This window comes from Arthrobacter sp. 10T425, from assembly GCF_056393985.1.
On record NZ_JBFTGZ010000003.1, the window covers coordinates 228,344 to 241,173 of the forward strand.

Annotated in this window: 6 protein-coding genes; 5 read left to right on the plus strand and 1 reads right to left on the minus strand. The window is 69.9% G+C overall.

The annotated features are described in order from the left end of the window. Positions 1–106 precede the first annotated feature (106 nt). Together AC1DDH_RS05350 and ppsA are read left to right on the plus strand one after the other, a co-directional pair. Positions 107–2,806, plus strand: a complete 2,700-nt coding sequence (locus tag AC1DDH_RS05350) for a cation-translocating P-type ATPase (RefSeq protein ID WP_476954985.1) — start codon at positions 107–109, stop codon at positions 2,804–2,806. 58 nt (positions 2,807–2,864) lie between these two features. Beyond that, positions 2,865–5,294: a phosphoenolpyruvate synthase gene (ppsA, locus tag AC1DDH_RS05355; RefSeq protein WP_476954986.1), complete on the plus strand. Its 2,430-nt coding sequence runs from the start codon at positions 2,865–2,867 to the stop codon at positions 5,292–5,294. Here ppsA and AC1DDH_RS05360 read toward each other — a convergent pair whose 3' ends face one another. After that, positions 5,295–7,244, minus strand: a complete 1,950-nt coding sequence (locus AC1DDH_RS05360; protein WP_476954987.1) for a heavy metal translocating P-type ATPase — start codon at positions 7,242–7,244, stop codon at positions 5,295–5,297. A gap of 213 nt (positions 7,245–7,457) precedes the next feature. Here AC1DDH_RS05360 and AC1DDH_RS05365 point away from each other — a divergent pair, with 213 nt between their 5' ends. The 3 genes from AC1DDH_RS05365 to AC1DDH_RS05375 all read left to right on the plus strand — a co-directional run bounded on the left by AC1DDH_RS05365 (position 7,458) and on the right by AC1DDH_RS05375 (position 12,826). Further along, on the plus strand, positions 7,458–8,549 hold the full coding sequence (locus tag AC1DDH_RS05365) for an SDR family oxidoreductase (RefSeq protein WP_476954988.1): 1,092 nt from the start codon (positions 7,458–7,460) through the stop codon (positions 8,547–8,549). A gap of 63 nt (positions 8,550–8,612) precedes the next feature. Then, positions 8,613–9,578 carry a polysaccharide deacetylase family protein gene (locus tag AC1DDH_RS05370; protein ID WP_476954989.1) on the plus strand — a complete coding sequence of 322 codons (966 nt, stop codon included), beginning with the start codon at positions 8,613–8,615 and terminating at the stop codon, positions 9,576–9,578. Between the two features lie 53 nt (positions 9,579–9,631). Then, entirely contained in the window at positions 9,632–12,826 is a 3,195-nt protein-coding gene (locus AC1DDH_RS05375) for an HAD family hydrolase (protein ID WP_476954990.1), read from the plus strand. Positions 12,827–12,830: the final 4 nt, after the last annotated feature.

Consider the following 12,830-nt stretch of genomic DNA (forward strand, 5'->3'; position numbering starts at 1 on the left):
GATCCGCGCCACACCGCCGGAAAGTTCCGGCGATCCCGCAGCTGTCCGACGATTTCGACGGCGGCGGCCGGCGGTCTGCAGTGCCCGTGAGGGGCGGAGCGCGGGGGTGAATCCCGGGCCGGGGCAGGACTCGCTGTCAGCCGTCGCCGGACTCAGCGCCGACGAAGCTGCCCGGCGGTTGAAGCAATTCGGTGCCAACAAACTGCCCGAGCCCCGTCCGGTCCCCGGCTGGCGAAGGCTCTTGGCTGAGCTGACCCATTTCTTCGCGATCATGCTCTGGGTGGCGGCCGTCTTCGCGATCATTGCCGGCATGCCGGAACTGGGCATCGCCATCGTGGCGGTGATCCTGGTCAACGGGGTGTTCGCCTACATCCAGCAGGAGCGGGCCCAGCATGCCGCCGCCAAGCTCCGCGAACTGCTCCCGGCCATGGTGTCAGTCCGCCGGGACGGCCGCGTCATCAAGGTCCACTCCACCGAACTGGTGCCGGACGACGTCGTGGTGCTGGTGGCCGGCGACCGCGTTCCGGCGGACCTCCGGCTGGCCCTGGCCACCGGCTGCGAGGTGGACGAGTCCATGCTCACGGGCGAAAGCGAGGCAGTCGCCAAAACCCCCGGCGACACCGCCTTCGGCGGGACCTTCCTGGTCAACGGGCACGCCGAAGGCGTGGTCTCGGTGACGGGCGGCCAGACCCGGCTCGCGGAGATCGCATCCCTGACAGGTAAAGTCGAAGCCCCCACCAGCCCGCTGTCGCTGGAACTGCAAAGAATCGTCCGCATCACCGCCACCATGGCCCTGGGCATCGGCGCCCTGTTCTTCGTCCTCTCGCTCGTGATCGGCATTTCCTGGCGCGACGCCTTCCTGTTCGCCATCGGGGTGGCCGTCGCGCTGGTCCCCGAGGGCCTGCTGCCGACCGTCACGCTCTCCCTGGCCGTCGGCGCGCAGCGCATGTCCAAGCGCAACGCCCTCGTGCGCAACCTCCAAGCCGTGGAGACCCTCGGCTCCACGACCTTCATCTGCACCGACAAGACCGGAACCCTGACGCAGAACCGGATGAACGTCGTCGAGGTCTGGACCCCGGCCGGGCTGCTGACCATCAATGGACAGGGCTACGGCCCCGAAGCCGAGATGACGGGCGGCGGCCTTCAAGAAGCCCGGCGGCTCAGCGTCGCTGCCCGCGCCGCCTCGGTGGGGCGCGCCGTCCTCCACGAAGACCGCTGGATAGCCGAGGGGGACCCGATGGAGGCGGCCATCGACGCGCTCGCCGTCCGCCTCGCCCTTCCGGGTGAGCAGCCGGAATGGCCGACGCCGTCGCACCGGTTCGCGTTCGACTCCCGCCGGCTGCGGGAGTCGGCAATCGTCGGCACCGCCCTCTTCGTGAAGGGGGCCCCGGAGTCCGTGATTCCGCTGTGTCTGGCCACCGGCGGCGGGGCTTCGGATCCCGGCTCGAACCGCGCAATGGACATGGTTGACGAGATGGCCGCCCGTGGCCTGCGGGTACTCGCCGTCGCCCAGCGCAGCCTGCCCGGGCCGCCCGGCGCCGCGTTCAAGCTGGAGGACGTCGAGGCCGGGCTGACGCTGCTGGGCCTGATGGGTCTGCACGATCCTCCCCGGACCGAGGTGAAAGTGGCACTCCAAGCGGCCCGCGACGCAGGAATCAAAGTGGCGATGGTGACAGGCGACCACGCCTTCACCGCCGCCGCCATCGCCCGGGAGACGGGGCTGCTCGGCCCCACGGAAACCGTGCTGCAGGGAGGGGACCTGCCCGGCGATGACGCCGTCCTGGCCGCACTGCTGGACTGCGACGGAGTAGTGGTCAGCCGGGTGACGCCGGAACAGAAGCTCCGCGTGGCCCGGCTCCTGCAGGGCCGCGGGCATGTCCTGGCCATGACCGGCGACGGCGTCAACGACGGCCCGGCGCTCCAGCAGGCCGACATCGGGGTCGCGATGGGACGCAGCGGCACCGACGTCGCCCGTGAGGCCGCCGACCTCGTGCTGCTGGACGACGACTTCGCCACGATCATGGCCGCGGTGGAGCAGGGCCGTGCCACCTACGCGAACATCCGGCGCTTCCTGACGTACCACCTGACGGACAACGTCGCCGAGCTCACGCCCTTCGTTATCTGGGCCTTGTCCGGCGGCCACTTCCCACTGGCGCTGGGCGTGCTGCAGATCCTCGCCCTGGACATCGGCACCGACCTGCTGCCCGCCCTGGCCCTGGGCAGCGAGGCGCCAAGCAAGGGGACGCTGAAGCGGCCGCCCGAGCGCCGGCACCTGATGGACCGCGCCCTCATGTTTCGGGTGTTTGGGCTGCTGGGACCGGTCGAGGCGCTGATGGAGATGACGGCGTTTACGGTGGTTCTGCTCGGTGCGGGGTGGCGGCCCGGCGCCGAGCTGCCGGCTAGCGACGTGCTCCTGGCGGCGTCCGGCGCGGCCTTCACCACGGTTGTCCTGGCCCAGCTGGCGAACGCCTTCGCCTGCCGCAGCGCCACCGTCCCGCCCTGGCGGCTGGGCTGGTTCACCAACAGGCTGCTGCTGTGGGCCGTGCTGGCCGAGCTGGGGCTGCTGTGCGTGTTCCTGTTCCTCGGGCCGTTGGCGGCGCTGCTGGGCCACGCTCCGCCGACGCCGGGAGGCCTGGCGGTGGCGCTGGCCGCCGTCCCTGCCGTCCTGCTCGCCGACTGGCTGTACAAGATCGTCCGCCGCCGCCGGGCTGGTTCCGCCGGCGGCGCCCGGCCCGGCGCGGGAACAGGAGGCTTTCCCCCAGGCGGCACAGTAGCCGGCGGCGGCGCGCGGGTCCAAAGCCCCTGACCCCGGGACACCGGTCCCGCGCAGTATGGGTCCACCGACAATCCGCAGGAGTACTGACATGGCTGAATCGCCCGTGATGTGGTTTGACGAGATCGGCATGGCCGACGTCCCGCGGGTCGGCGGGAAGAACGCCTCGCTCGGCGAGCTCATCCGGACCCTCCAGAGCGAGGGGATACGGGTTCCCGACGGGTTCGCCACCACAGCCGCCGCGTACCGCTCGTTCGTCGTGGCTAACGGGATCGACGCCGCCATGCGATCGCGTATTGCCGCCTACCGGGCCGGGGACGCCACGCTGCGCGCCACCGGCGAGGCCATCCGGGACCTGTTCCTGGCCAGCGAGTTCCCCGGCGACATCGCCGAAGCCATCCGCGCCCACTACCGGAGCCTGGGGGACCGGGCCGGCCTGGACCGGCTCGCCGTGGCGGTGCGCAGCAGCGCGACGGCGGAGGATCTCCCGGACGCGAGCTTCGCCGGGCAGCAGGAGACCTTCCTGAACATTGCGGGTGAGCGGGAACTGCTGGACGCCTGCCGCCGCTGTTACGCCTCACTCTTCACGGACCGGGCCATCAGCTACCGCGAGGTCAAGGGCTTCGACCACATGGACGTCGCCCTCTCGATCGGCGTCCAGCGGATGGTGCGCTCCGACGTCGGGGCATCCGGGGTGATGTTCTCCATCGATACCGACTCGGGCTTTCCCCGCGCCGCCGTCATCAGCGCGGCCTGGGGCCTCGGCGAAACAGTTGTCCAGGGCACCATCAATCCGGACAAGTACCTGGTCTTCAAGCCGCTCCTGACAGAGTCCGCGGCCGCGGAGGGCATCACCCCGATCATCGAGAAATCCCTCGGCTCCAAGGCCCGGAAGATGGTCTACAGCCGCGGCGGGAGCGCCCGCACCCGGATGGTGGACACCTCGGAGGCCGAGCGCCGGGCCTTCGTGCTGGGCGACGCCGAGATCCTCGCCCTCGCCCGCTGGGCCGTCACGGTCGAAAACCACTATGGCCGGCCCATGGACATGGAATGGGCCCGGGACGGCGAGACCGGGGAACTCTTCATGGTCCAGGCCCGGCCCGAGACGGTCCAGTCACGCCGGACCGGGCCGCAGTTCACCATCCACCACCTGCTGGAACAGGGGCCCGTGCTCGCCACCGGATCGGCCATCGGCGACTCGATTGCGCACGGCACGGCCTGCGTCATCCGGACCGCGGCGGACATCGCGACGTTCCGCGACGGCGCCATCCTCGTGACCGAAATGACCGACCCGGACTGGGTGCCCATCATGAAACGGGCAGCCGGCATCGTCACGGACCATGGCGGCCCCACGAGCCACGCGGCGATCGTCAGCCGCGAGCTGGGTGTCCCCGCCGTCGTCGGAACCGGCAACGCCACGGCCGTCCTGGCCGAGGGCCGGTCCGTGACGATCTCCTGCGCCGAAGGTGATCTGGGCCGGGTCTACGACGGCACCCTGGCGTTCGAAACCGAAGATGTGGACCTCGGCGCGCTGCCTGCGACGCGCACGGCCGTCATGGTCAACATCGCCAGCCCGGCCGCGGCCTTCCAGTGGTGGCGGCTGCCGGCGGACGGCGTCGGGCTTGCCCGGATGGAATTCATCATCAGCAGCCTGATCCGCGTCCATCCCATGGCGCTTGTCCACCCGGAACGGGTCACGGATCCCGCCGAGGCGCACCAGATCCGGGAGCTGGCGCAGGCCTATGCGGACCCGGCCGAGTACTTCGTGGACGCCCTGTCGCTGGGGATCGCCAAGATCGCCGCGCCGTATTATCCGCGCCCCGTGATTGTCCGGCTCAGCGACTTCAAGACCAACGAATACGCCCACCTGCTCGGCGGTGGCGCCTTCGAGGAACCGGAAGAGAATCCCATGCTCGGGTTCCGCGGCGCCTCGCGCTACTACGACCCCCGTTACCGTGAGGGGTTCGCGCTCGAATGCGCCGCGCTCAAACGGGTCCGCGAGAAGCTCGGGTTCACCAACGTGATTGTCATGGTGCCGTTTTGCCGCACGCCGCAGGAGGCGGACAAAGTCCTGGCCGTGATGGCCGAGCACGGTTTGGTCCGCGGCAGCAACGGGCTGCAGGTCTACATGATGTGCGAAATCCCATCCAACGTGGTCCTGGCCGAGAAGTTCGCGACGCGGTTCGACGGGTTCTCGATCGGCTCCAACGACCTCACCCAGCTGGTCCTGGGCGTGGACCGTGACTCCGGCCAGCTCGCGGCGCTCTTCGATGAGCGGGACGAGGCCGTGATGGCGATGATCAGCGAGGCCATCCGCAAGGCCCACGCCGCCGGGATCAAGATCGGCATTTGCGGGCAGGGACCGAGCAACCACCCGGAGTTCGCCGCGTTCCTGGTGCGCGAAGGGATCGACTCGATCTCCCTGAACCCGGACAGCTACCTCAAGACCGTGCCGCGGATCGCGGAAGCGGAGACTGAGTCAGCCGTCGCGGCAGCGGAGACAGAGTCAGCCAGGAAATAGTCATCCCGGTAGCGGGGCCTGCCGCGCGCTTTCCCGGGACCGCACCGGGCTGGCGGCGCCGTGGCGGCCGGGGCCGAGTGAACGCAGGGCATTGAGGATCGTGGCGAGGTCCACCAGTTCCTGGGACAGGGCGCCGGCGATGGCCGGCACGTAGCCCGCGGCCGCGGCCAGCATGAGGGCCACGCTCAGGCCGATGCCGATCCAGATGCTCTGCAAGGCCACCTGCACGGTGCGTTGCCCGATCCGGACAGCGGTCCCCACCTTGGAGAGATCATCGAGGATGATCACGACGTCGGCCGACTCGCCGGCCGCCGTCGAGCCGCGGGCGCCCATGGCGATTCCGACGTCGGCGACCGCCAGGACGGGGGCATCGTTGACGCCGTCGCCGACCATCATGACCGGACGGTCCGGCAGCGACCTGATGGCCTCGACTTTGTCCCGCGGCAGGCACTCGGCGCGGACGTCAGTGAGCCCTGCCTCGTCCGCGATGTGCCGGGCCGTGGCGAGCGCGTCACCGGTCAGCATGACCGTTCGGCGTACGCCCAGGGCCTTGAGGTCGGCGAGGGTGCGGCGGGTCTCCTTGCGGATGGGATCGCTCATCACCAGGGCGCCCACGAATTTTCCGCCGGCACCGACGTAGATGGCGAGCTCGCCGCTGGCCAGCCCCGCCTCCACCACGCCGGACGCCCACTCTGCGACGAACGCGGGCTTGCCCACCACCACGTCCTGGCCGTCGAACCTGGCGCGGACCCCGTGGGTGGCGAATTCGGTGGCTTCGGTGGCGGCCGCGAAGGGCAGGGCCCGGTTCCGGGCGGCCTCCATCACCGAGGCGGCCAGGACATGTGAGGAATACTGTTCCGCGGACGCCGCCAACTGCAGGACCTCGTCCTCTGCGAGGGGCCCGGCGGTCCGGATACGCAGCAGGGACGGGCGGCCGTACGTGAGGGTTCCCGTCTTGTCGAAGGCGGCCGTCTTGATCCGGCTCAGCTGTTCCAGCACCCCGGCGTACTTGACGATGACACCGGAGTGCGCGGCGCGGCTCATGCCACCGAGGAACGCCACCGGCGCTGCGATCAGCAGGGGGCACGGCGTGGCCACCACCAGGACCTCCGCGAAGCGTTCCGGGCTGCCGCTGATGATCCAGCCCACGGCGCCGAGCACGTAGGCGAGGGCCGTGAACGGCACGGCATAGCGGTCCGCGAGCCGGACCATGGGCGCCTTGCTGTCCGCCGCCTCCTGCACGAGGGCGACGATCCGGCTGTACTGCGAATCCTCCATGCGCGCCGTGACCCGCATCCGGACCGCGGCCTCACCGTTCAGCGAACCGCTCATGAGCCCGTCCCCGGCGGACCGCTCCACCGGCAGGCTCTCCCCGGTGAGCGAGGACTCATCGAAAGAGCCTGACTCGGAGAGCAGGACGCCGTCCAGCGGGACCACCTCGCCGGGCCTGACCAGCAGGACGTCCCCGATCTCGACGTCGGCGGCCGCCACGTCCTCGTGTTGGCTCTCCGTTGGGGTTCCGGCTGTGTGCGTTCCGGCGGTGTTGGTTCCGGCTGTGTTGGTTCCGGCGGCGGGGGAGCCGTTGCGCTCGCGGTGGGCCGTCTGCGGGACGCGTTCGAGCAATGCGGTGAGTTCGCCCTTGGCCCTGCCGGCGGCGTAGTCCTCAAGGGCAGTGCCGCCCGCGAGCATGAGTACGACGATCATCGAGGCGACGTACTCGCCCACCAGCACGGTGCTGACGATTGCGGTGACGGCCAGGATGTCGATGCCGAACTGGCCGCCTGCGAGCCGGCGCGCCATCCCGACGGCGAGGTAGGCCGCCACGGCCAGGGCATAAACGCTCGCAGCGGCCCGGGCTATGCCTTCCTGCCCGGAGAACAGCAAGACCAGCACCGCCAGCAGGACGACGAGGGTCCCGGCCACGAGCGGATACCGGAGTACGAATTTCACGGATGTTCCGCCTTAGCTTCGTATCAGTTTTGGCGTCTCCCTGAATCCTACTGCGCGGCCGCGACCGGCTTGCCGGGACGGCCCGCCGGACCGTCCCCGGACTTCGGCATGAGAGGCTGGAAGAGCATCCGTCCCGATCAAGCGGGCCGGCGCGCAGGGACCCGATACATGCAATGGGCGCGGCGCAGCACAAGCGATGCCAGGAGGAATGACGTGCGAAGCAGCTCAGAGACCGTCGACACCCGGACCGCCCTGGTGGTGGGGGCAAGCGGAATTGCCGGATCCGCCCTGGTGGACAGGCTCGCCGAGGAGGGCTGGGACGTGGTGGGGCTCTCCCGCAGTCCCCTTCGCCGCCGTGACGTGCGCCATGTGAGCGCGGACCTGACATCCGTGGAGAACCTGCGCGAGGCCCTGGCAGGTGTTTCGCCCACCCATGTGTTCTACACCGCCTGGTCCAGGCGGAAGACCGAACAAGAGAACATCGACACAAACGCGGGCATGCTGCGGAACGTCCTCGCCAGCCTCAACGGCAAGCCTGTGAAGCACGTCGCCCTCATGACCGGGCTGAAGCACTATCTGGGCCCGTTTGAGGCGTATGCGGCCGGGGAAATGCCGGACACTCCCTTTCGGGAGAGCGAGCCGAGGCTGCCGACGCCGAACTTCTACTACGCCCAGGAAGACGAGTTGTGGGCTGCGGCCGCGAAGCAGGGGTTTGGCTGGTCCGTGCACCGGGCGCATACGGTGATCGGGCATGCGGTCGGGAACGCCATGAACATGGGGCTCACCCTCGCCGTTCAGGCATCCATCTGTAAGGAACTGGGCCAACCGTTCATCTTCCCGGGCTCCGAGACGCAGTGGAACAGCCTCACGGACATGACCGACAGCGGACTGCTGGCGGACCACATGATCTGGGCGGCCACAGCGGACAACGTTGGCGACCAGGCCTACAACATCGTCAACGGCGATGTCTTCCGCTGGCGGCGCATGTGGCCTGCGGTGGCCGACTACTTCGGKGTCGAGCCGGTAGGTTACAGCAACGAACCGCGGCCGTTGGAGCAGCAAATGCGCGGCATGGAAGGCGTGTGGTCGGCCATCGCCGCCCGCCATGGGCTGGCCGAACCCGACCTCGCGCAGGTCGCCTCCTGGTGGCACACGGACGGCGACCTGGGCCGGAACCTCGAGGTGGTCACGGACATGAGCAAGAGCCGGCTTGCCGGTTTCACCGGGTACCGCCGCACGGAAGACGCCTTCCTGCAGTTGTTCGACCGGTACCGTGCGGACGGCCTGATTCCGGCGGCCTCCTAGGCTGCGGCACGGGCGGGGCCTTTGAGCCCTAGCCTGCCGTAGTGCGTGGTGCCAAGGTGAAACATGGGGTCCATGACCGCGGGCCGCCGCCGGTTGTTGGTGATCGCGGCCGTGGTGGTTGCGCTGCTTCTGGCCGCCGGTGCCGCGGTCGTGCTGCTTCAGGGGGCGCCGACGGCGTCACCGCCCCCATCTGCGCCCGTCACCGCACCGGTATCCGGACCCGTCAGCGCAAGTGCCTCCGGGACCGCGCCCCCTGCCTCCCCGTCCCCTGAACCGACCTCGGCATCGCCGGCCCCGGACACCAGCGGGCCAGTTCCGGTCGAGCCGGTTCCCGTCCCCCCGCCGACCCGGGCACCGACGGCTCCCGCTCCCGTGCCCCCCGCGGCGCGGTTCCCCGCCGCGCTCGCCGGCCACGACGTCGAGAGCATCCCGGGCGCCGGAACCGTAGTGGCCCTGACCTTCGACGCCGGCGCCAACGCTGCCGGACTGCCGAGCATCCTGCAGAGTCTCGCCGCCGCGGACGTGCGGGCCACGTTCTTCCTTACCGGCCGCTGGGCCGCCGCGAACCCCGGAGGCGTGGCGGCGATCGTCGCCGGCGGGCACCGGGTGGGCAACCATTCCATGACCCATCCGGCCTTCACCGGGCTGCCCGACGCCGGCATCAAGGACCAGGTCCGATCGGCCGAACAAGCCATCCGGGCGGCCGGGGCTGACCCGCGGCCGCTCTTCCGGTTTCCCTTCGGTGACCGCGACGCCAGGACCATCGCCACCGTCAACAACCTCGGCTACCTTCCGGTGCGCTGGAGCGTCGACACCCTGGGCTGGAAAGGCACCAGCGGCGGAGCGACGGCGCAGCTCGTCGCGGACCGCGTCCTGGCGGCCCTGCAGCCGGGGGAAATTGTCCTGATGCACATCGGCTCCAACCCCGACGACGGCACCACGCTGGACGCCGCTGCCCTGCCCCAGCTGATCAGCCGCATCCGCCAGGCGGGCTATGGCTTCACCACCCTCGACGCACTCCTGGGCTAAGGGCGGGCCCAACGCCACTGTCGCGGCGCACCGATCGCTGATAGGACAGGGCCATGACGGAGTCGCCCACAGTTGCCGCCGCGCTGGCTCCCGTCGATGCCGTGATCTTTGACCTCGACGGCGTCGTGACCGATACCGGCGAGCTCCGCGCGGCAGCCTGGAAACAACTCTTTGACGACGTCATGACGGACCCCCGGCTTCCCGCGGACGCGAGGCGCGCGCCCTTCACGGACGATGACTTCGCACGCTGGATCGAGGGCCGGACCTGGGAGGACGGCGTAGCCGCATTCCTGGCCTCGCGCGGGGTCCCCATTCCCCGCGGCTCGCCCGCGGACGGCCCGGACGAGTGGACGGCGTTCGGACTCGCGCAGCGCCAGAACGGAATTTTCGAAGCCATGCTCGCGGGCCGGCCCGTGCCCGTTTTCCCCGGCACCGTGGCGCTGCTCGAGCGGCTCCGGGCCGGGCGGATCCCCGTGGTCCTCGCCACCTCCAGCCGGAACGCCGCCGCGATCGTGGCCGCCGCGGGCCTTGGCGAGGTCTTTGACCACATCGTGGATGGCCAGACGGCCCTGGACCACGATGTCGCCGGAATGCCGGCGCCGGCTTTGGTCCTCGAAGCCGTGCGCCGGCTGGAGATCACCCCCGCCCGGGCCATGGTGATCGCCGACGCCGCAGCCGGCGTGGAAGCCGGGCGACGTGGGGGATTCGGGCTCGTGGTCGGCCTCGACCGGGCCGGGCGGCGGGCTGCGCTGGAAGCCGCGGGCGCCGACGTCGTGGTTGAAGACGTCAGCGAACTGGACATCGGGCTGGTCATTACGCACCCGTGGCTGCTGGTGTACGAGGGTTTCGATCCCGCCCACGAAGGGCACCGGGAGGCGCTGACCACGCTCGGCAACGGCTACCTCGCCACCGGCGGCGCCGCCCCGGAACACCGCGCGGGGGACGCCCATTATCCCGGCAGCTACCTTGCGGGCGTCTACAACAGCGTCGCGAGCGTCGTCCAGGGCGTAGAAACCGTGGATGAGCACATGGTTAACATCCCGGACTGGCTGCCGCTGGATGTCCGGGTGGGCGACGGTGCGTGGTGGTCCGGCGGCCTGACGCTCCGCAGCGAGCGGCGCACCCTGGACCTCAAGCGGGCCCTGCTGAGCCGGGAAGCACTCGTGGCGGACGGCGCCGGACGGCAGCTTCAGGTACTCCAGCGCCGGCTCGTGTCCATGGCCGAGCCCCACTTGGCCGCACTGGAAACCACGCTGACCGCCGTCGGGTGGAGCGGGTCCATCAGCATCCGCAGCGGGTGCGACACCGGCGTCACCAACTCCAACGTGCCCGAGGACGCCCAACTGGCCAACCGGCACCTGACAGGGGTGGCGGTGTCCTCGTCGGAGTCTTCGTCGGAGGACGGTTCGGACGCTGCTGAGCTGACGGTTCAGGTGCAGACGTCCGGGAGCAGGATCGGGATCGCCCTGGCACTGCGGACCCGGATTTCCGGCGGCGGGGTGCCCGTCGGGGCCGGCGCAATTCCCGAGGTGGCAGGAGGGATGTACAGCCACCGCTTCGAGCTGCAGGTCACTGACGGTATCCCCGTCACGGTCACCAAGGCAGCGGCCGTCGCCACCTCCCGGGACCACGCCGTCGCCTCGCCGCTCTCGGGGGCGCTCGCGGTGCTGTCGCGCGCACCCCAGGAGTTCGACGCGCTGCTGGCGGACCACGACGCGGCATGGCGCCTGCTGCTGGCACCGTTCATCATCGAATCCGATGCCACGTCCCAGGCCCAGCTGATACTGAACCTTCACGTTTTCCATCTGCTGCAGACACTCACCACCCACACAGCCGAGCTCGATGCCGGGGTCCCGGCCCGGGGGCTCCACGGTGAAGGCTACCGGGGGCACATCTTCTGGGATGAACTGTTCGTCTTGCCGGTCCTGAACTCCCGGCTGCCCGCGGTGGCCCGCGAGCTGATTGACTACCGCTGGCGGCGGCTGGGAACCGCGCGGGACGCGGCCCGGAAGGCCGGGCTGCGCGGCGCGCTTTTTCCGTGGCAGAGCGGCAGCGACGGCACCGAGCAGACACCCAAGTTCCTGTTCAACAAGCTCTCCGGGCACTGGATGCCGGACTACTCACGCCTGCAGCGGCATGTCGGACTGGCGGTCGCCTACAACGCCTGGCAGTACTTCGAAGCAACCCAGGACCGGGGCTGGCTGACCCGGCACGGCGCCGAGATTGTGGTGGACGTCGCCAGGCTGTTCGTCTCCCTGGCGGAGCACGACGCCGCCCAGGGCCGGTTCCACATCAAGGGCGTCATGGGCCCGGATGAATACCACACCGGCCACCCGGGCAACCCCGGCGGCGGCCTGGACGATAACGCCTACACCAACATCATGGCGGCCTGGGTATTTGACCAGGCGGTCTGGATCATGCATTCAGTACAGGGTTTCGACATGGAGGAACTCCGGGCACGGCTGGGGATCACGGGCACGGAAATCGACGCCTGGGCGCACCTGAGCCGGCGCATGTTCGTTCCCTTCCACGACGGCGGAATCATCAGCCAGTTCGACGGTTACGGCGCCCTGCGGGAACTCGACTGGAATCACTACCGCCGCGCCTACCGCAACATCGAACGGCTGGACCTGATTCTCGAAGCCGAAGGGGACAGCACCAACCACTATCGGCTGGCCAAACAGGCGGACGTCCTGATGCTCCTGTATGTTCTTGGCGAGGACCAGCTCCTGGGGTTCCTGCGCCGGATGGGCTACGACGTCGAGCCGGCGCAGATCGCGGCCACCGTGGACTTTTACCTGGCCCGGACCGCGCACGGCTCCACCCTTAGCCGGGTCACCCATGCCTCGGTGCTGGCGCAGCACGATCCGGAGCGGGCGTGGGCGACATTCCGGGAAGCCTTGGACACGGACCTGGACGATACCCAGGGCGGCACCACGCGCGCGGGCATCCATTTGGGCGCCATGGCAGGCTCGATCGACGTGGTCCAGCGCAGCTTCGCCGGGCTACGGATCACCCGGGACGCCTTGGACTTCACCCCGCGGCTGCCGGCCGAGCTGTCCCGGGTGGAGTTCCAGGTCCGCTACCGTGACCAGTTGCTGTCCGTGCACCTCGGGCCGGACCTGCTGCGGGTGTCCGCCGCCCCGGGGGACGCGGCTCCGGTGCTGGTGCGGGTGGGCGTCGAGAAGGTGCTGCTCCGGGCGGGCCAGGAGCACGAGTTCCGCCGGGACGCCGGGACGCCCGGCTGACGCG